Origin of the sequence: Paenibacillus nuruki (assembly GCF_001721045.1) — a bacterium.
GTDB lineage: Bacteria > Bacillota > Bacilli > Paenibacillales > Paenibacillaceae > Saccharibacillus > Saccharibacillus nuruki.
Genome location: NZ_MDER01000060.1, coordinates 1 through 18,773, shown reverse-complemented (window position 1 = coordinate 18,773; position 18,773 = coordinate 1). Strand labels below are relative to the sequence as shown.

The following is an 18,773-nucleotide window of genomic DNA, read 5'->3' as shown; positions in this document are numbered from 1 at the left end:
TTATTGGCAATGTTAAAGCAAAATCGTTGGCAGACATGGTTATCTTATCTGCACCCACAATATACTGCGTGTATGACTTGTCATAAAAAAGCACCTCTTATGAAAAGGTATCCTCAAATATGTGAGAAATGTGCTTTATCTATTCCTTGGATTACACAACAACAATGTAAAGTGTGTGGACGAGGAGAATACTGCCCTGATTGTCAGCGTAAATCTGCTTCTCAGCGCTATTTTATGTTTAACCGTAGTGCTGTTTATTACAATGATACGATGAGACAGTGGATAGCCGATTATAAATATCGTGGTCAGGAGCGTTATGCACCGCTATTAGGTAAAATGATGATTGAAGCTTACCAGCTGATGAAACGAGAAATGATAGAGTTTTATCAAAAAAGGTGGAATATCGATATAGTCACCGGGGTTCCTGTAAGTTCTACACGGTTGATACAGAGAGGTTTCGATCAGGCAGCTGTGCTGGCAGAATATTTAGCTACTTATGAGCATTTATCCTATATCCCTCTTCTAGTAAGGCAGCGAGATACGTTAAAGCAAAGTTCACAAGGTCGTCAGGCACGTCTGTTGAATATGCAAGAAGTATTCAGTTATGCGCCTCATACACCACAATGGTTGGCGACCTACCAGTCTCCAACGTTAAACATACTATTAGTTGATGATATTTATACGACCGGTAGTACCATTAATAATTGTGCCAAAGCATTAATTGAAGCAGGAAAATGTCATCAGATAGATATACAAGTGTTTAGCTTAACATGGGCTCGCTCTTAAAAATGATTCTATTATGATTTTAGAATCACTCTAGTCTATTTTGAGAACAATTTAAAAGAATCTATTAAATAAATCGTTAATTTGAGGTTTATTATTAATAAATGGAGCTCTATTGTACGATATAATATAAATAAGAGCTTAAATGACAAAGATACAGTGTAATGATTAGGAGGCGGTACGGGATGAACTTAGCTAATTGCCCACGTTGTGGTAAATTGCATGTTATGAACCTCAGAGGAATCTGTGGTAATTGTATAAAAGAAATTGAATTCCAATATGAAGATTGCATCAAGTACTTACGTGAACATAAAGGAACAACCATCACTGAATTATCTGAAGCAGTGGAAGTGCCTGTGAAGCAAATCACACAGTTTATTAGAGAAGGACGTATTTCTATCGCACATGCGCCTAATATGTCTTATGCGTGCGAAGTATGTGGTAGTCCTATTCGTGATAGTAATATGTGCGATTCTTGCCGTTCACGTCTTAACAAAGATATCCAACATGCTTATGAAGATGATACAGTAGCTAAAAAAGAAGAAGCACAAAAAACCCAAGGTACCTATCGGGCAGTCGACAAATTCCGAAATATGTAAAGGAATTTCCATATACAAGTCAAATAACGACAATATTTAGTGCTATATGAGTGATTCAAGTTGCATACCTGTGCAGGATTAGGACTTAAGCAATGAGAAATGTCGCTTTATAATTAACCACTTTATAACTATAAAAATTACTTCGAAAATGTCCGATAATCTTAGTAAATACTAAATCGGTTGTCTATATGATATCAGGAAAACAACCTTTTGCTTATCACCCAAGATTCCTGATATCAAAAAAAGAACGTCCTATACCAAATAGGAAGTTCTTCTCAACTAAAATTACTAAGGAGCGTGTCAACCATGAAAATTAACGAAACTAACCGCGTAAGTGCAATTAACCCATACCAAAGAGCAGCAGAAGCAAAATCGGTAACTAATGATAAAAAAGCAAATCGTAAAGATGAAGTGTCAATCTCGCCGGAGGCAATGGAAATGTTACAAGCAAACAGCACACAAGCTTCTGCTAATGCAGAACGTGCTCAAAAAATTCAAAGTCTGAAAGAACAAGTATCTTCGGGTACGTATAATGTGGATGCAGGCGCGCTTGCAGATAAGCTGTTGCCTTTCCTAAAAGGAACGGGGAATTAATCAATGAGTAGTGAGACTTTGCAGCAACTGGTGGCAAAGCTCGATCAAATGAATGATTGTCATATGCAAATGATCGAGCTCGGTGAGCGCAAAAAGCAAGCTGTTATCAAAAATGAAGTAGAATCTATGATTGCTATTATGAATCAGGAATCTAAATTAGCGAAATTTATTGACCATGAAGAACAAGAGCGTGAAGAGATTGTACATGCATTTTTGCTAGAACGTGGTATTAAGTCTAAGCTACGTTTAAACCTTACGGAGCTAGCTCGTCTAGTATTTGATCCGGAAGAAAAACAACTCCTTCTTGAAGCTCGTTCTCGATTGTCCGCCACCCTGCAAACTCTTCAACAACTCAATGAACTCAACAAGCAACTGATTCAACAAGCTTTGGATTATGTGGACTTCTCATTGGAAATGTTGGCACTTGTACCGGAACAAGATTTAACTTATCAACATCCGGCCGATAAAGCTTATGGAGCTACGCGTTCTGGACTATTCGATACGCGTGGATAAGATTAGGAGGAAAACATGACATCTACATTTCATTCAATAGAAACGTCCAAACGGAGTTTGGTGACAACGACAGCCTCGCTGAGTACAGTTTCTCATAATATTGCTAACGCTGATAGTGCGGGTTATTCACGCCAAGTCGTGCATACTAGTGCTACAAATCCTTTAGAAGCAGTTGCTTTCAAAAACGCTACTTCTGCTGGACAAATTGGTACAGGGGTAGAAGCAACTTCTGTGCAACGTGTACGTTCATTATTTTTAGATACTCAATTTCAAGGTGAAAATTCTTCATTAGGTAGTTGGGATATTCGTTCAGATACTTTGAACAAATTAGAAACAATTGTAAATGAACCATCGGATACAGGTTTACAAACTGTTATTAATAACTTCTGGAGTTCTTGGTCTGACCTTAGTAACAATCCACAAAGCACAACCAACCAAAAGATTTTGAAAGAGAACACATTGGCACTAACAGATGCTATGAATCAAATGAGTAAACAGTTAGATGCACTCAGCAACAACTTAACTTCAAGTGTAAGTTTAGACTCGACTACAATCAATTCTCTACTATCTACAGTAGGGAGTCTGAATAAAAGCATTATGTCAGTGGAATCTCAGGGCAATGATGCCAATGATTTACGGGATAGCCGTGACTATGCTATAGATCAATTATCCAAATACGGCAATGTACAAGTAACTCAATTATCAGATGGATACCAAGTTAACTTTGGTGGACAAAATGCTGTAACAGGTACTACTGTAACTCCAGTTACAGCGGCTTCTTTGCAAACAGCTTATGAAGGTGGAACTCTTTCAAGTGGTGAAGTACATGGATATCTTCTCTCTAGAGATACGTATGTAGCTGATTATAAGAGTCAACTGAACCAACTTGCTAATACACTGGCAAATGGCGATCTTACTGTAAAACTACCTTCAGGATCTGTCATTCCAGAAGGAACTGTTCTAAATGGAGTAACTTATTCTACAGCAGCAGGTAATCGTACTCTAACATCTGACCTCACAGTTACCGTTAAAGGTATTAATGGTCTTCATCAATTAGGATATAACAGTTCAGGTAAAGCCGGCGGAGACTTCTTTGGAACAACTGATGGAAGTGGCACCGTTAACGCAGGTAACATTACGATGAATAAAACACTACAAGATGACGCAAGTCAGATTGCATTCTCCTTACGTACAACAGGAACAGGCGCGAATGAAAAAGTGGTTACAGGTAATGGTGGTCTTGCACTGTTAATGACTGAACTTCAAAACACTAAAATGGATTTCGGTGGAGCTACACCTACAACAGTACAAGATTATTTCAATGGTATTGTAGGTCAAATGGGTGTGGATTCTCAAGAAGCTACTCGACAAGCAGCAAATGCCAAAACATTAACAGACCAAGTAGATGCAAGTCGGAAATCTGTTAGTGGTGTATCACTGGATGAAGAGATGACAGATTTAATTAAATTCCAACATGCCTATAGTGCTGCTTCCCGTTTTATGACTACTTTTGATCAATTATTAGACAAATTGATTAACAGTACAGGTAGAGTCGGACTTTAATAATTAAGGAGTAGAGAAGCTATGGGAATGCGTATAACATCAAACATGATGTCTTCACAAACCGTGAGGAATCTGAATAACAATCTTTTAAATATGGATAAGCTTAGTAATCAGTCTTCTACAGGACGAAAAATTAATAAAGCTTCAGATGATCCTGTAGGAACAACGTATGCTCTTCGCTATCGCGCGGAGTTAGCGGCTAATCAACAATATACAAGTAATACAGATGAAGCTAAGAGCTGGTTAGATTATTCGGATACAGTTATGGGTCAAGCAAGCGATGTGATGACTCGTATCAAAGAATTGACCGTTCAAGCAGGAACAGGAACAACAGATAGTAGTGGACTGACAGCAGTTAAGGATGAGCTAGAGCAATTGAAAGGCCAGCTTGCCAATATTGGTAATAGTCAGTTAACAGGTAAATATATTTTTAATGGACAACAACTGGGTGAAGAACCTTATGCATTATCAGATACAGTTACAAGTCTAACTGATGTAGTAACAGATACAGGACAAGTCACTTATGGTATCAGTGAAAATGTATCGCTAGGAGTAAGTACTTCAGGTAATGACTTTTTCGGTTCTAAAGCAGACACAGATAATGTTTTTGCTATGATCGATCGCTTAACAACGGCGATGAATAATAACGACCATGCAGCGATTAGTGCAGAGTTACCAAACATTGAATCTAGAGCAACCAAAATGTCTGCTCTTCGTTCAGAAGTAGGTGCCAAAACTAACCGTATAGAACTGATCCAAAGTCGACTTGAAGATCGTGATCTTAATGTATCCACATTGCAATCCAAAGTTGAAGATGCGGATGTAGCTGAGACACTTATCAAAGCAACAGCGGCTCAAACAGTATATCAAGCAGCACTTAAAACGTCGGCTTCAGCGTTACAACTATCTTTAGTTAATTTTATGGGATAAACTTATATATAATTCAAAAGGCTATGGACCACCTTGTCCGTAGCCTTTTTCTCAAAAAAAGGAGGAATAGACTTACATGTCCGATTCACAAACGGCTACTAACCAATCTACGACTGAAAAAGAAGGAGTATATACTTTTTCTAAAGGAATTCCTGGTTTTCACGAAATTACAGAATATATGGTTGTTCAACAAATTACACCGTTTAGCTTATTACAATCAGCTTCACATCCCGAAACGAGTTTTATTATGATTGATCCATTTGTGTACTACCCTGATTATGAATTTGAATTACCACAAGAAGTGGTAGATGAATTAGGTATTACAAAAGAAGAACATGTGGTTATTCGTAATATTGTGTCATGGAATAAAAAAGCGGAACATCGTACCGTTAATTTAGTAGCACCCATTATTTTTAATATCGATAATCATCAAGCCAAGCAAATTATTTTACAGAATACGCAATACACGATAAGACATCCATTGCAACCTAATGTAGCAAAAGGAGGCGAATTCTAATGCTGGTATTATCACGTAAAAAGGGCGAATCGATTGTGATCGACGATCAAATCGAGGTCACTATTCTAGCTATTGATGGAGATACGATCAAGCTAGGAATTGCGGCTCCTAAAAATATTGATATTCATCGTAAAGAAATTTATGAAGCTATTCAATTAAGTAATCAAAGCGCCGCTGTAGGTTCTGAATTTTTGAAAGATTGGTTAAGTGAAGAAACTACAGAAAAGAAATAATAATATTACTTTTTGAGAAAAATTAAAATAGATTTCTAAAATCTATAAAAAAACAAAAAAAAATACCGATATAAAAAATAGAGCGACAGAAGTACTTGAGGAGCGTACGGCCTTAAGCTTAATCGCCAAAAAAAACCACATGGATGTGGGATAACCGAATTCAAGGAGGAAATAACAATGATTATCAATCACAATATTCCAGCTTTAAACACGCAACGTAACATGGGTATGAACAGCACAGCGGCAAGCAAAAACATGGAGAAACTATCATCCGGACTACGCATCAACCGTGCAGCCGATGATGCGGCAGGACTATCCATCTCTGAAAAAATGCGCGGACAAATTCGCGGATTAGAGCAAGCACAACGTAACGTACAAGATGGTATCTCTTTCGCACAAACAGCAGAGGGTGCAATGAACGAAGTAAGTTCAATGCTTGGACGTATGAAAGAACTGAATGTTCAGAAAGAAAATGGAACATACAGCTCTGGCGACAAAGCTAACATCAATGCTGAATTGGGTCAATTGGGTAAACAAATTGATAGCATCATGAGTAACACGACTTTCAATGGTATCAAAATCACTGCTGATGTTACAGTTCAAGCAGATGATAGCAAATTCAAAATCACGATTTCTGGTGTTAAAACAAGTGGATTTAAAGGGTTAACTGCAAGTAGTACACTTTCAGCAGTGAGTACAGCGATCGAAAAAGTAGCAACACAACGTGCTAACTTGGGTGCTGTGCAAAACCGTTTGGAATACACTTCAAACAACTTGGGAACAACCGTAGAAAACTTAACTGCATCTGAATCACGTATCCGTGATACCGATATGGCTAAGGAAATGGTAGCATTGTCTAAAAACAACATTTTGGTACAGGCTTCTCAATCGATGTTGTCCCAAGCAAACTCTTCACCACAGGGCGTATTGTCCTTACTTCGTTAAGATTAATGAATACCTTAGAGACTTTGCCATTGGCAGGGTCTTTTTTTCTATATCCTATTATAGTGTAAACGAGAAAGATAAATATAATTTGTAGAATATGAATATTGCTATACATACTTAGTAAAAGGATACCGATATAAAGAATAGAGCGAAAGAAGTACTTGAGGAGCGTACGGCCTTAAGCTTAATCGCCAAAATAAACCACATGGATGTGGGATAACCGAATTCAAGGAGGAAATAACAATGATTATCAATCACAATATTCCAGCTTTAAACACGCAACGTAACATGGGTATGAACAGCACAGCGGCAAGCAAAAACATGGAGAAACTATCATCTGGACTACGCATCAACCGTGCGGCTGATGATGCAGCAGGACTATCCATCTCTGAAAAAATGCGCGGACAAATTCGCGGATTAGAGCAAGCACAACGTAACGTACAAGATGGTATCTCTTTCGCACAAACAGCAGAGGGTGCAATGAACGAAGTAAGTTCAATGCTTGGACGTATGAAAGAACTGAATGTTCAGAAAGAAAACGGAACATACAGTGCTGGAGATAAATCCAATATCAATGCTGAATTGAACCAATTGGGTAAACAAGTAGATAGCATCATGAGTAACACGACTTTCAATGGTATCAAAATCACTGCTGATGTTACAGTTCAAGCAGATGATAGCAAATTCAAAATCACGATTTCTGGTGTTAAAACAAGTGGATTTAAAGGGTTGTCTGCAGGTACTAATCTTTCAGCAATCAGTACAGCAATTGAAAAAGTAGCAACACAACGTGCTAACTTGGGTGCTGTACAAAACCGTTTGGAATACACTTCGAACAACTTGGGAACAACCGTAGAAAACTTAACTGCATCTGAATCACGTATCCGTGATACCGATATGGCTAAGGAAATGGTAGCATTGTCTAAAAATAACATTTTAGTACAGGCTTCTCAATCGATGTTGTCCCAAGCAAACTCTTCACCACAGGGCGTATTGTCCTTACTTCGTTAATCTTAAATTTTGGTTTCAAAGGCTCTGCTGTAAGCAGAGCCTTTTTATTAGACAGAATTCTCTATTAAAATAATTACCGTAAATGATAAAAAATCATCATAATGCTATACACAAATTGGAAATAGATGTCGATATAAAGAGTAGAGCGAAAGAAGTACTTGAGGAGCGTACGGCCTTAAGCTTGATCGCCAAACTAAACCACATGGATGTGGGATAAACGAATTCAAGGAGGAAATAACAATGATTATTAATCACAATATTCCAGCTTTAAACACGCAACGTAACATGGGTATGAACAGCACAGCGGCAAGCAAAAACATGGAGAAACTATCATCTGGACTACGCATCAACCGTGCAGCCGATGATGCAGCAGGACTATCCATCTCTGAAAAAATGCGCGGACAAATTCGCGGATTAGAGCAAGCACAACGTAACGTACAAGATGGTATCTCTTTCGCACAAACAGCAGAGGGTGCAATGAACGAAGTAAGTTCAATGCTTGGACGTATGAAAGAACTGAATGTTCAGAAAGAAAATGGAACATACAGCTCTGGCGACAAAGCTAACATCAATGCTGAATTGGGTCAATTGGGTAAACAAATTGACAGCATCATGAGTAACACAACTTTCAATGGTATTCACATTACAAGTAGTGTTAAAGTTCAAGCAGATGATAGCAAATTCCAAATTACAGTTTCTGGTGTTAGTAGAACTGGATTCTCTGGTCTTGGTTCAGGTACTGCACTTTCAGACATCAGTAAAGCAATTGAAAAAGTAGCAACACAACGTGCTAACTTGGGTGCTGTGCAAAACCGTTTGGAATATACTTCAAACAACTTGGGAACAACGGTAGAAAACTTAACAGCGTCTGAATCACGTATCCGTGATACAGATATGGCTAAGGAAATGGTAGCATTGTCCAAAAACAACATTTTGGTACAGGCTTCACAATCGATGTTGTCACAAGCAAACTCTTCACCACAGGGCGTATTGTCCTTACTGCGTTAATACGAAAAACAAGTACTCAAGACTCTGCCTATGGCAGGGTCTTTTTACTTATTTATGTGATATACCTTAAAGATTTGCCTGTAAAGACCGATATAGATAGTAACAGACTAAACAGACCACTAATAGAATAAATGATAATTTACACATAACAATATTGAAAAGGAGGTTCTGCATGGATCCAATTCTATCTTCAAGTAATATGGGAAGTACGATACCCACTCCAACGACTGTAATCAAAAAAGAAGTGAGTCCATCTCCGCAACCCAATCAAGCACTTGAACAAGCGATTATAGCTGCTTCTCAACCTACACAATTGACTAAATTACAAAATCAAGAGCAGGCTATCAAAGATTTACAAAGAACAATTGATGCTATACAGGGCCCACAAAAAGCGTTTGAGATTTCGGTACATCAAGAAACGCATGCGATTATGATCAAAGTGAAAAATAAAGAAACAGGCGATCTGATCCGAGAAGTACCTTCCGAAAAAGTATTGGATGCTTTAGCAAAATTAATGGAAGTTACAGGGCTTATTGTAGATAAAAAAGTATAGGAGGAAAACAATATGGTTACAAGAATAACAGGTTTAGCCAGCGGTATGGATATTGATGCAACGGTTACCAAATTGATGAAGGCAGAAAAAGCACCATTAACTAAGCTGACACAAGATAAACAATTGGTTGAATGGAAACGTGAAGGATACCGCGATGTTAGTACTAAATTAGTTTCCTTTTTGAATGATAAACTAAACAATTTAAGTCTGAGTAGTTCGATTAATGCTCAGAAAGCAACAGTAACGGGTAACTCAACAGCAGTATCTGCGACAGCAACAGGATCAGCAAGTGGTGGAGTGCTAAATATATCAGTACAAGGTTTGGCTTCAGCAACGAATGTGACATCAAATACAGGAGCAGGTGCTCATGCAGGTACAGAAGCACTTTCTAATGTTTATAGTGGTACTGATCCGATAGTCATAAACGGCCAAACTATTAATATTGAATCTACGGACACGATCAATTCTTTTATACAAAAAATTAACTCTAACAAAGATGCTGGTGTTACAGCCGTATTTGATCCAAATAGTGGTAAAATGTCTTTGACCAATAAAGCGACTGGTAATTCTCCATTAACTTTTAGTGGTGCAGCGCTTGAAGCCTTTGGAATAAAAGCTGGTAATGTCACAAGTAATTTGGGTAAAGATGCAGAACTTACAGTGAACGGATTAGCGATTACACAGAAATCCAACTCATTTTCAATGAATGGTGTAGACATTACGCTAAATACAGTCACACCTGCTGGACAAACGACTCAAGTTTCTGTTACTCCAGATACGGATACACTAGTCAAAAGCGTACAAACTTTTGTGGATGCTTATAACGATGTCCTCTCTATGCTTAATTCAAAAGTAGGAGAAGAACGTTACAAAAAATACGCACCACTGACAGATGAACAGAAAAAAGATTTAAGTGACGATGAGCAAAAGCTTTGGAATACCAAAGCTAAAAGTGGTATGCTCAAAGGCGATGATATGTTGCAACAAACGATTTCTACTATGCGTACAGCAATGATTCAAGGGGTTACACTAAGTGATGGATCTAAAGTGAACTTTGCTCAATTGGGAATTACCACAGGAACATATGAGACACGTGGTAAGCTCTCATTGGATACAGAAAAACTTAAAACTGCTTTAGCCAAAGATCCTAATATTGTAAATAACTTTTTTGGAGCACAAGATTCAGCTACAAGCTCTACAAATAAATATACGGATCAAGATGGTATGCTAAGCAGAATGAAAAAAATTACGAAGTCTTCACTTGAGAGCTTAGCCAGTACTGCCGGAACATCTCGCGTAAGTAGTGACGCTAACTCTACATTCTTAGTGAATAGCTTAATGGGAACACAATTAACAGGTATGGACAGACGTATTTCTGATTGGAATAGTCGTTTAAATACAATTGAAACTAATTATTATAAGAAATTTACTGCAATGGAAACTGCTATCAGCCGATATAATAACCAGTCGACAAGTCTTTCGAGTCTTTAACTAAGGAGGTGATAGAGTGATTAAATCACCCTATCAAAAATATCAACAAGCTCAGGCACAGACAGCTTCAAAACCGAAACTTCTTATTATGTTATATGATGGTGCTATTCGATTCGTTAAAGCCGGTGTTGAAGGAATTAATGAAAGAAATTATGAAAAAGCAAATAATAACTTGTGTAAAGCACAGGCAATCGTACATGAATTAATATCATCTTTGAACTTTGATTTTGCAATTGCTAATGAATTAATTGTCATTTATGAATATATGCTTCACTGTCTGATTGAGGCAAACGTGAAGAAAAATGTTGATCTTGCTGAAGAAGTATTGGTCCATCTTTCAGATTTGCGTGAAACTTGGTTAGAAGCAAGCCGACTTCCAGAAGCTGCAAATGGTGTGTAATAATGAATACTATAGAGAATCTAAAAGAGCTTTTAAAAGAGCTTGATCAGTTAACACAAGAAATCGTCAGCCGTCTTCATGTTATTAGTGAAGAGGAAATGTTAGATTTTATAGACCAACGTGAAGCTATTGTTCAACAAATGCAAAGTTATAGCGATGCTGTTACTGATCAAGATCGAATAGATATTCAGAAGGTTTTAGATTGCGATTTGTTAATCATGAATAAATTGAATTCTTTTAAAGATCAAGCAGGTAACTGGTTGGAAAAGCAAGGAAGTATTCGAAGTCAGCATACTGCCTATCATCAAAATTATGTAACAGATAGTTTTTTTATTGACCATCTTAAATAAATGGATTAAAAATCCACCTTTGTCTATGCTGACAAGGTGGATTTTTGTATGTAAATGTTCACTTCAATCTCTGGAATTCCGATATACTACATATAGAAAGTAAATACACAAGCGAATGGTGGTATGATAGTGTTTAATTTAGAACTAAATATGGAAGTGCTAAATCAACGTTTTAAACATGTAGCTCAAAAGATGCTTGTGATTGAACCGGAAATTATACAAAATAAAAACTTTATTCAAGAATCTTGGGACAAAGATGAGAATTGGTTAGAAGCAGTAAGAGGATCTGTTGAAAATTTGAATATTATTTTTGTTTATGGTTTCGGACAAGGATTAGGAATAGCAGACCTGCTAGAGATGTACCCAAATCGTTGGCTATTTGTTTATGAACCCGATGAACAAGCTTTCTTGAATTCTATGAGCAGTTATGATTTTCGTGAGTTGTTAAATCATCCTAATTTGCAATGGGTTTCTGTTGGAGAAACGCAACTAAACATGTTGTTTTATCTTGTCTGCAGCTATATGAATCAAGAGATGGCATTTGTTGCTTTACGACATTATTTAGACAATGATATGGATGTATTAAGAAAAGTAAAAGAAGATTTTAGAGAATATAATATTACATTTGACTCCAATAAACAAACTCAACAATTTTTCCAAGAAGATTGGATTCGTAACGGATTGTATCAGATGGCAAGTATGTTTTCCACACCGTCTATTGAAGAACTGCAAGGAGAATTTAAAGGGAAGACGGCTGTTATTATTTCATCAGGTCCATCTTTACAAGGCGATATTGATTGGGTTACGCGTCTAAAACCACATGCACTTATTATTGCTGCTGGATCTAGTATTCAAGCTTTGGTTAAAAATGATATAAGACCTCACTTAACTGTAGTTATGGATGGTGGAGTCATTAATAATAAAGTTTTTGAAGATCCAAGAACTTTAGAATCTCCCTTACTGCATACATCATCTGCTTATCACGAAATATCAGCGCGTAAATCTAATCATTTAATTCATAGTGTAATGAAAAATGATGCGGCTTCTCAGTATTTTATGGAATTATCTGAAGAAGAAATTATTATTTCTTCTACTCCAACTGTAGCAGGTACTGCGATGCAAACAGCAATACGGTTAGGGGCTACTCGTATTATTATGATGGGGCAAGATTTATCTTTTCCTGGAAATAAATATTATGCAGATGGTGTAAGTCATATCAATACAGAGCAAGCCAAATCTGATGTGGAAACAGCTCAGATTCAGGTTCTTAATGTAAATGGTACCTATAATACAACAAATCAGAATTTTATGTTTATGAAAGATTCGCTGGAAGATTTAGTTACGGCTTTTGCTGATATTGAATTTATTAATACAACACGAAATGGTGCCTCTATTGAAGGAACTACATGGATGCCTATTGAAAAAGCTTACGATATAGTTGAAAATGAAAAAATTGATCAAGAATGTATAATTAAAATGAGTGATCAAACTAATTATGAAATAGATGTAGAGAAAGTTACAAAAGTAAAAAATAAAATTAAAGCAACAATAGATGATTTTGATATGATGAAAAATGAAATCAAAGATATTCAAAAACTATTAAATAAAGTTCAAGAACTTAGCCGTACTAAACCAGTTAAATGTCAAAGAATGATGGAAAGTATAGAAATTGCATGGGGAAAACTTGTTCATCGTGAATGGTTTGATCCTATTTTAGAAACAGTATTACCTGTTTCTATCAAATTATTTGATCAGCAATTGCCTATTATTGTTAATGAAAAGAATTTAATTGTAAAATCTGATCTTATTCACAAACATTTAGGAAAAGTTCTTAAGGATATTAATGAAAAGACACCAAGCCTAATCGAACTATTTACAGAGTCTATTCGTCGAATTGATAAAATTAATATGCAAAGGATCGGTGTAAATGGAACAACGGATGTATCATAATAAAAAGATTTTAGTAACAGGTGGTACTGGAACGATTGGAATCAGCTTGATCAAAAAATTATTAGAAGAAGATCCACAAGTTATTCGTATATTCAGTCGGGATGAATACAAGCAGTATGAAATGAGTATAGCTTTACAAGAGCATGCGTCTAAACTACGCTTTTTGATCGGGGACGTTCGAGATCAACAACGATTAATGCGCGCGATGGAAGATATTGATTATGTATTTCATTTAGCGGCTATGAAACATGTACCTTTCTGTGAATACAATCCTTTTGAAGCGGTTCAGACTAATGTAATAGGTACGCAAAATGTTATTCAAGCAGCTGTAGCAAATGGGGTACAAAAAGTACTATTTACAAGTACAGATAAAGCGATTTCTCCTACGAATACCTATGGAGCAACTAAGCTTACAGCTGAACGTTTAATTTCTGCTGCTGAATATCAAAAAGGTCCTAAATCTACAGTGTTTTCAGCTGTGCGTTTTGGAAATGTAATGGGTTCTCGTGGCTCGGTTATTCCATTATTTAAACAACAAATCTTGGATAAACAAAAAATTACGATTACAGATCCAGATATGCTTCGATACATGATGACACCGACTCAAGCTATAGAGTTAATCATGAAAGCCAATGAAATTGCTCAAGGTGGCGAAGTATTTGTTTTGAAAATGCCTACAATTCGAATTGGAGATTTAGCAGAAGTATTAGTAGAAGCTGTTTCTGAAAAATATAACATAACAGAAAAAGTTGAGATACAGTCTATTGGACTTCGACCAGGAGAAAAAAGGTTTGAAGAGTTGATGACTATGGATGAGCAATTAATAGCTACTGAAACAGATGAAATGTTTATCATCCCATCAGCTTTCCAAGAAAAGAAAGTTACTATCAATAAGGAACTTTTTGAATTAGAAATGAATCCGATAGATAAAAAAGTAATATTAGAATGGTTAAATTCAGAAAAATTATTATAAAAATAGTTGCTACAGAGAGGGGTTTTATAATGAATATTTTACTTACTGGGGGCGCCGGCTTCATTGGAAGATGGGTAGCTAAGTCTTTATTAGAAAAAGGTCACAAATTATGGATATTGGACGATTTGTCTAATGGACAAGAAGAAAATATTGAAGAGTTTAAAGAAAATCCTAACTTTCAATCTTTCATTAAAGCATCTATTTTAGATGAATCTCTACTTGCTGATTTATTTACTCAACATAAATTTGATATTTGTTATCATCTTGGTGCATCTATCAACGTTCAAGATTCTATTGATAATCCTAGAACAACATTTAATAATGATACATTAGGAACATTTTTTATTTTGGAGCAATGTCGTAAATACAATACTAAAGTGGTATTTATGAGTACATGTATGGTGTATGAAAAGTGTCTTGACGAGTCTGGGATTAATGAATCTCATCCGACAAAGCCTGCTTCTCCTTATGCAGGTGCAAAAATAGCTGCTGAGAATATGGTACTTTCTTATTACTACGCTTATGATCTTCCAGCTGTTGTTATAAGACCATTTAATACGTATGGACCTTTCCAAAAATCAGGAGGAGAAGGTGGAGTTGTTGCCATATTCCTTAAAAATCATATTGCTGGTAAAGATTTAAATATTTATGGTGAAGGTACGCAAACAAGAGATCTTTTGTATGTAGAGGATTGTGCTGAGTTTGTAGTTAGTGCTGGTTTTGAAGATAAAGTAAATGGAGAAATTGTTAATGCTGGATTAGGACAAGATATTTCAGTTAATGATTTGGCATTTTTAATTACTAAAGATTTAGAAAAAATAAAACATATCGAACATATTCATCCACAAAGTGAAATTGCTAAATTACTATGTGATTGGACTAAAGCAAAAAAAATACTGAATTGGGAACCTAAAACTTCTTTGGCACAAGGAATTGAGTATACAAAGAACTGGCTAATTGAATCAGCTAAAAAATAAAATCAATAATTTTTTATAAATAGTTAATAAAGGGGGGTTCTTGATGAACCGCGTTGCTATCGTGCAAGCAAGAATGGGTTCTACGCGTCTTGCAGGTAAAGTAATGAAAACGATAGAAGACCATACTGTTCTTGGACATGTTATTAACAGATTGAAAGCAGTAGATTCTATAGACTCTATTGTTATTGCTACAACAACTAATGCCGAAGATATTGTAATTGTAGAAGAGGCTATGAAATATAATGTAATGGCTTATAGAGGAAGTTCGGATCATGTTTTATCTCGATATTATGAAGCTGCTAATGAATATCAAGCAGATGTTATTATAAGAGTTACCTCAGATTGTCCACTTATCGATCCAGAGGTTACAAATGAAACGATTAAACTTTGGGAAGAAAGTAAAGTGGATTATGTAAGCAATAAAAGAATCACAACCTTCCCCCGAGGTTTAGATACAGAAGTTTTCTCATTTGATGCTTTAAAAAAATCTTACGATAATGCTTACAATGATATTCATACAGAACATGTCACCCCATATATCTATCTTCATGAGGATCAATTTTCAATAAACGATTATATATGGGAACAAGACTATTCAAAATATCGTTGGACTTTGGATACTCCAGAAGATTATGAACTCATTACTCAGATTTATAAGCATCTATATGTTAAAAACAAAATTTTTAGTTGGTTAGATGGAATCAAACTGATGGAAGAGCATCCAGATTTATTTGAAATTAATCGAGAAATTAAACAAAAAGAATTAGGTGAATAAATTCAGGAGGCAGTAAATGAAGGTTCTTTTATTTGGTTCTACTGGAATGCTAGGACAAGCACTAGTTATAGAATTAAAAAAACGAAATGTTACGTTGTATACTGCTTCAAGAGAAAATGCTGACTTTAAAGTAGACTTTGCGAATAAAGATAGCATTGAAACGGTACTATATAAAGTTAAACCCGATGTGATCATTAATACGGTAGCTAATGTTAATCTGCAGGAATGTGAAAATAATCCTTCCATTGCTTATATGATTAATGCTAGAGCTGTTTCAATTCTGGCAGAATATTCACTGCAACATAGTACGTATTTGATACAGATATCTACGGATCATTATTACTTAAATGATCACACTAAATTACATGATGAATTATACCCTGTTCGCTTAGTCAATGAATATGCAAGAACTAAATACGCAGGTGAATGTTTTGCTTTATCCTCTCCTAAAAGTCTTATCATAAGAACTAATATTGTAGGGTATCGTAATAAAACCAATCAACCTACTTTTGTAGAATGGGTTATAAAATCGTTAACGAATAAAGAATCGATCACATTATTTAATGACTTTTATACTTCGAGTATTAGCGTTACTCAATTGTCTGTTATTCTTTACGATCTTTTGATGAAAAATGTATATGGCATTTTTAATATTGCTTCTAAAAACGTTTTTTCCAAACAACAGTTCGTACAAGCATTATCTGAAAAATTTGATTTGGATATGTCTAATTCAAATACAGGGAGTATCCACAAGAATACACAATTGATGAGGGCAGATAGTTTGGGATTAAATGTAGAAAAGGTAGAACATGTTCTAGGATATGAAATGCCTAATTTGGAGCAGGTTGTACAAGACCTATACATCAATTATCAGGAGGATTTGACTAGTGAAATATGATAGTTCAATCAAAATAAATGAAAAAGAAATTAGCATTAATTCTCCCACATATTTTATTGCAGATATAGCAGCTAATCATGATGGTGATTTAGAAAGAGCTAAAGAACTTATATGGTTAGCTAAAGAAGCTGGAGCAGATGCTGCCAAGTTTCAACACTTTAAAGCAGAAAAAATAGTCAGCGATTATGGTTTTAAAGAATTAAATGGATTATCAAGCCATCAATCAAACTGGAAAAATTCTGTATTTGATACGTACAAAAAGTATGAGTTTGATAGAGATTGGAACCAAGAATTGATAGCTACTGCTCAATCAGCTCAGATTGATTTTATGACTACACCTTATGATTATGCTGCAATAACATCAGTTGATGCTCATGTGCCTGCTTATAAAGTAGGATCAGGCGATATATCATGGGTAGATTTTATAGAAGAAATTGCCAAGAAAGAAAAACCAATTATTCTTGCAACAGGTGCTTCTGAAATATCAGATGTAGAGCGTGCAGTTCAAACGATTTTAAAATACAATCGGCAATTGATTTTATTACAATGTAATACAAATTATACAGGCAATTTAGAGAACCTTGGATATGTTAATCTTAGAGTTTTACAGACGTATGCCATTAAATATCCTCATATGATTTTAGGATTATCTGATCATACTCCTGGTCATGCGACTGTTCTAGGAGCAATCACTTTAGGAGCACGAGTGATTGAAAAGCATTTTACAGATGATAATAATCGTGTAGGTCCAGATCATCTGTTTTCTATGAATCCTACAACGTGGAGAGATATGATTGATCGTAGTAGAGAATTAGAGGCTGCATTAGGCGATGGAACCAAACGGGTAGAAGATAATGAAAAAGATGCTTTTATTGTTCAACGACGTTGTCTAAGATTAACAAAGTCGTTAAAAGCAGGAGATATCATAAAAGATGAGGATGTAGAAGCATTACGTCCAGCCCCTAAAGATAGTATTCATCCTTATGAGAAAGATATTGTTGTAGGTCAGATCTTGTTAATAGATAAAAATCAAGGTGATGCTTTATATATGAAAGATATGAGGCGATAACATGTTACATGGAGAACATATAAAATTAAGAGCTATCGAAAAAGAGGATCTTAGTCAACTGTTAACTTGGAGAAATAAACCAGAAATGCGTCAGTTTTTTAGAGAATATCGTGAGCTTAATTATGATCAACAACTAGACTGGTTCAATAAAAGAGTTATAGGCGATCCTAATACAGTCATGTTTGCAATAATAGATGGAGATAACGGAAACCTTTTGGGAGCTAGTGGTCTTTGTTATATTGACTGGATTAATCGTAGCGCCGACTTTTCTATTTATATAGGAATAAATGATCTTTATATTGACTCGTATTATGCTATCGATGCTGCCAAATGTATGATGAAATATGCTTTTGAAGAATTAAATTTGCACAGATTATGGTGTGAAATTTATAATTTTGATCATTCCAAAAATGATTTTCTTCAGGAACTAGGATTTCAAGTCGATGGAAAACATCGACAAACTCATTGGGCAAATGGATCTTGGCATGATTCTATTTTTTATAGTTTTCTTTCTTCTGATTTTAAAAAATAAATTATGTACGATATTTAAATTTTTCGAGTTGTGATCTTAATTCAGATTCTTACGAAGAGTTAATAAACTTTAAGCCTGACTTTGCAATAAGTTACGGAATGAATAGTAT

Annotated in this window: 22 protein-coding genes; all 22 read left to right on the top strand. The window is 35.6% G+C overall.

Features of this window, described 5'->3' with window-relative positions; genetic code table 11:
- The first annotated feature begins 9 nt into the window (after nt 1-9).
- The 22 genes from PTI45_RS16235 to PTI45_RS16130 all read left to right on the top strand — a co-directional run bounded on the left by PTI45_RS16235 (nt 10) and on the right by PTI45_RS16130 (nt 18,664).
- Nucleotides 10-786, top strand: a complete 777-nt coding sequence (locus PTI45_RS16235; RefSeq protein ID WP_083243574.1) for a ComFC family protein — start codon at nt 10-12, stop codon at nt 784-786.
- Between the two features lie 182 nt (nt 787-968).
- Nucleotides 969-1,382, top strand: a complete 414-nt coding sequence (locus PTI45_RS16230; RefSeq protein ID WP_069328652.1) for a TIGR03826 family flagellar region protein — start codon at nt 969-971, stop codon at nt 1,380-1,382.
- Between the two features lie 306 nt (nt 1,383-1,688).
- A complete protein-coding gene (gene flgM, locus PTI45_RS16225; protein WP_069328651.1) occupies nt 1,689-1,976 on the top strand; it encodes a flagellar biosynthesis anti-sigma factor FlgM in 288 nt (95 codons plus the stop codon).
- A gap of 3 nt (nt 1,977-1,979) precedes the next feature.
- Nucleotides 1,980-2,489, top strand: coding sequence for a flagellar protein FlgN (locus tag PTI45_RS16220; RefSeq protein ID WP_069328650.1), 510 nt, complete (start codon nt 1,980-1,982; stop codon nt 2,487-2,489).
- Nucleotides 2,490-2,504: 15 nt separating this feature from the next.
- On the top strand, nt 2,505-4,052 hold the full coding sequence (flgK, locus tag PTI45_RS16215) for a flagellar hook-associated protein FlgK (RefSeq protein WP_069328649.1): 1,548 nt from the start codon (nt 2,505-2,507) through the stop codon (nt 4,050-4,052).
- A gap of 21 nt (nt 4,053-4,073) precedes the next feature.
- The gene (gene flgL, locus PTI45_RS16210) at nt 4,074-4,982 is read left to right on the top strand and encodes a flagellar hook-associated protein FlgL (protein WP_069328648.1); all 909 of its coding nucleotides are present in this window, start codon (nt 4,074-4,076) and stop codon (nt 4,980-4,982) included.
- 76 nt (nt 4,983-5,058) lie between these two features.
- On the top strand, nt 5,059-5,499 hold the full coding sequence (locus tag PTI45_RS16205; protein WP_069328647.1) for a flagellar assembly protein FliW: 441 nt from the start codon (nt 5,059-5,061) through the stop codon (nt 5,497-5,499).
- Nucleotides 5,499-5,732, top strand: coding sequence for a carbon storage regulator CsrA (gene csrA / locus PTI45_RS16200; RefSeq protein ID WP_069328646.1), 234 nt, complete (start codon nt 5,499-5,501; stop codon nt 5,730-5,732). The genes PTI45_RS16205 and csrA overlap by 1 nt, the downstream gene beginning before the upstream one ends.
- 177 nt (nt 5,733-5,909) lie before the next feature.
- Complete coding sequence (locus PTI45_RS16195) at nt 5,910-6,677, top strand: flagellin N-terminal helical domain-containing protein (protein ID WP_069328645.1); 768 nt, start codon at nt 5,910-5,912, stop codon at nt 6,675-6,677.
- A gap of 243 nt (nt 6,678-6,920) precedes the next feature.
- Nucleotides 6,921-7,688, top strand: a complete 768-nt coding sequence (locus tag PTI45_RS16190; protein ID WP_069328644.1) for a flagellin N-terminal helical domain-containing protein — start codon at nt 6,921-6,923, stop codon at nt 7,686-7,688.
- A gap of 240 nt (nt 7,689-7,928) precedes the next feature.
- Nucleotides 7,929-8,696: a flagellin N-terminal helical domain-containing protein gene (locus PTI45_RS16185; RefSeq protein WP_069328643.1), complete on the top strand. Its 768-nt coding sequence runs from the start codon at nt 7,929-7,931 to the stop codon at nt 8,694-8,696.
- 172 nt (nt 8,697-8,868) lie between these two features.
- Nucleotides 8,869-9,249, top strand: a complete 381-nt coding sequence (locus tag PTI45_RS16180) for a flagellar protein FlaG (protein WP_069328642.1) — start codon at nt 8,869-8,871, stop codon at nt 9,247-9,249.
- 12 nt (nt 9,250-9,261) lie between these two features.
- On the top strand, nt 9,262-10,740 hold the full coding sequence (gene fliD, locus PTI45_RS16175; protein WP_069328641.1) for a flagellar filament capping protein FliD: 1,479 nt from the start codon (nt 9,262-9,264) through the stop codon (nt 10,738-10,740).
- A 16-nt stretch (nt 10,741-10,756) separates the two neighbouring features.
- Complete coding sequence (gene fliS, locus PTI45_RS16170; protein ID WP_069328640.1) at nt 10,757-11,140, top strand: flagellar export chaperone FliS; 384 nt, start codon at nt 10,757-10,759, stop codon at nt 11,138-11,140.
- Nucleotides 11,141-11,142: 2 nt separating this feature from the next.
- The gene (locus PTI45_RS16165; protein WP_069328639.1) at nt 11,143-11,490 is read left to right on the top strand and encodes an SPFH domain-containing protein; all 348 of its coding nucleotides are present in this window, start codon (nt 11,143-11,145) and stop codon (nt 11,488-11,490) included.
- A gap of 123 nt (nt 11,491-11,613) precedes the next feature.
- The gene (locus tag PTI45_RS16160; protein ID WP_069328638.1) at nt 11,614-13,440 is read left to right on the top strand and encodes a motility associated factor glycosyltransferase family protein; all 1,827 of its coding nucleotides are present in this window, start codon (nt 11,614-11,616) and stop codon (nt 13,438-13,440) included.
- Nucleotides 13,418-14,413 carry an SDR family NAD(P)-dependent oxidoreductase gene (locus PTI45_RS16155; RefSeq protein ID WP_069328637.1) on the top strand — a complete coding sequence of 332 codons (996 nt, stop codon included), beginning with the start codon at nt 13,418-13,420 and terminating at the stop codon, nt 14,411-14,413. The genes PTI45_RS16160 and PTI45_RS16155 overlap by 23 nt, the downstream gene beginning before the upstream one ends.
- A 29-nt stretch (nt 14,414-14,442) precedes the next feature.
- On the top strand, nt 14,443-15,390 hold the full coding sequence (locus tag PTI45_RS16150; RefSeq protein WP_069328636.1) for a dTDP-glucose 4,6-dehydratase: 948 nt from the start codon (nt 14,443-14,445) through the stop codon (nt 15,388-15,390).
- A gap of 43 nt (nt 15,391-15,433) precedes the next feature.
- A complete protein-coding gene (locus PTI45_RS16145; RefSeq protein WP_069328635.1) occupies nt 15,434-16,165 on the top strand; it encodes a cytidylyltransferase domain-containing protein in 732 nt (243 codons plus the stop codon).
- Nucleotides 16,166-16,181: 16 nt separating this feature from the next.
- Nucleotides 16,182-17,063 (top strand): SDR family oxidoreductase, encoded by an 882-nt coding sequence (locus PTI45_RS16140; protein ID WP_069328634.1) that lies wholly within the window; start codon nt 16,182-16,184, stop codon nt 17,061-17,063.
- Complete coding sequence (locus PTI45_RS16135; RefSeq protein WP_139129270.1) at nt 17,053-18,132, top strand: N-acetylneuraminate synthase family protein; 1,080 nt, start codon at nt 17,053-17,055, stop codon at nt 18,130-18,132. The genes PTI45_RS16140 and PTI45_RS16135 overlap by 11 nt, the downstream gene beginning before the upstream one ends.
- 1 nt (nt 18,133) lies before the next feature.
- Complete coding sequence (locus PTI45_RS16130; RefSeq protein WP_069328633.1) at nt 18,134-18,664, top strand: GNAT family N-acetyltransferase; 531 nt, start codon at nt 18,134-18,136, stop codon at nt 18,662-18,664.
- Nucleotides 18,665-18,773 lie beyond the last annotated feature (109 nt).

Excerpts from the sequence above, each read along its gene's own strand:
- PTI45_RS16235 (WP_083243574.1), top strand. The coding sequence starts at position 10 with ATGTTAAAGCAAAATCGTTGGCAGACATGGTTATCTTATCTGCACCCA.
- PTI45_RS16220 (WP_069328650.1), top strand. The coding sequence starts at position 1,980 with ATGAGTAGTGAGACTTTGCAGCAACTGGTGGCAAAGCTCGATCAAATG.
- PTI45_RS16150 (WP_069328636.1), top strand. The coding sequence starts at position 14,443 with ATGAATATTTTACTTACTGGGGGCGCCGGCTTCATTGGAAGATGGGTA.
- PTI45_RS16160 (WP_069328638.1), top strand. The coding sequence starts at position 11,614 with ATGATAGTGTTTAATTTAGAACTAAATATGGAAGTGCTAAATCAACGT.
- PTI45_RS16145 (WP_069328635.1), top strand. The coding sequence starts at position 15,434 with ATGAACCGCGTTGCTATCGTGCAAGCAAGAATGGGTTCTACGCGTCTT.
- PTI45_RS16195 (WP_069328645.1), top strand. The coding sequence starts at position 5,910 with ATGATTATCAATCACAATATTCCAGCTTTAAACACGCAACGTAACATG.
- flgK (WP_069328649.1), top strand. The coding sequence starts at position 2,505 with ATGACATCTACATTTCATTCAATAGAAACGTCCAAACGGAGTTTGGTG.
- PTI45_RS16140 (WP_069328634.1), top strand. The coding sequence starts at position 16,182 with ATGAAGGTTCTTTTATTTGGTTCTACTGGAATGCTAGGACAAGCACTA.
- flgM (WP_069328651.1), top strand. The coding sequence starts at position 1,689 with ATGAAAATTAACGAAACTAACCGCGTAAGTGCAATTAACCCATACCAA.
- PTI45_RS16230 (WP_069328652.1), top strand. The coding sequence starts at position 969 with ATGAACTTAGCTAATTGCCCACGTTGTGGTAAATTGCATGTTATGAAC.
- PTI45_RS16155 (WP_069328637.1), top strand. The coding sequence starts at position 13,418 with ATGGAACAACGGATGTATCATAATAAAAAGATTTTAGTAACAGGTGGT.
- PTI45_RS16190 (WP_069328644.1), top strand. The coding sequence starts at position 6,921 with ATGATTATCAATCACAATATTCCAGCTTTAAACACGCAACGTAACATG.
- PTI45_RS16180 (WP_069328642.1), top strand. The coding sequence starts at position 8,869 with ATGGATCCAATTCTATCTTCAAGTAATATGGGAAGTACGATACCCACT.
- PTI45_RS16130 (WP_069328633.1), top strand. The coding sequence starts at position 18,134 with ATGTTACATGGAGAACATATAAAATTAAGAGCTATCGAAAAAGAGGAT.
- flgL (WP_069328648.1), top strand. The coding sequence starts at position 4,074 with ATGGGAATGCGTATAACATCAAACATGATGTCTTCACAAACCGTGAGG.
- fliD (WP_069328641.1), top strand. The coding sequence starts at position 9,262 with ATGGTTACAAGAATAACAGGTTTAGCCAGCGGTATGGATATTGATGCA.
- csrA (WP_069328646.1), top strand. The coding sequence starts at position 5,499 with ATGCTGGTATTATCACGTAAAAAGGGCGAATCGATTGTGATCGACGAT.
- PTI45_RS16185 (WP_069328643.1), top strand. The coding sequence starts at position 7,929 with ATGATTATTAATCACAATATTCCAGCTTTAAACACGCAACGTAACATG.
- PTI45_RS16165 (WP_069328639.1), top strand. The coding sequence starts at position 11,143 with ATGAATACTATAGAGAATCTAAAAGAGCTTTTAAAAGAGCTTGATCAG.
- PTI45_RS16205 (WP_069328647.1), top strand. The coding sequence starts at position 5,059 with ATGTCCGATTCACAAACGGCTACTAACCAATCTACGACTGAAAAAGAA.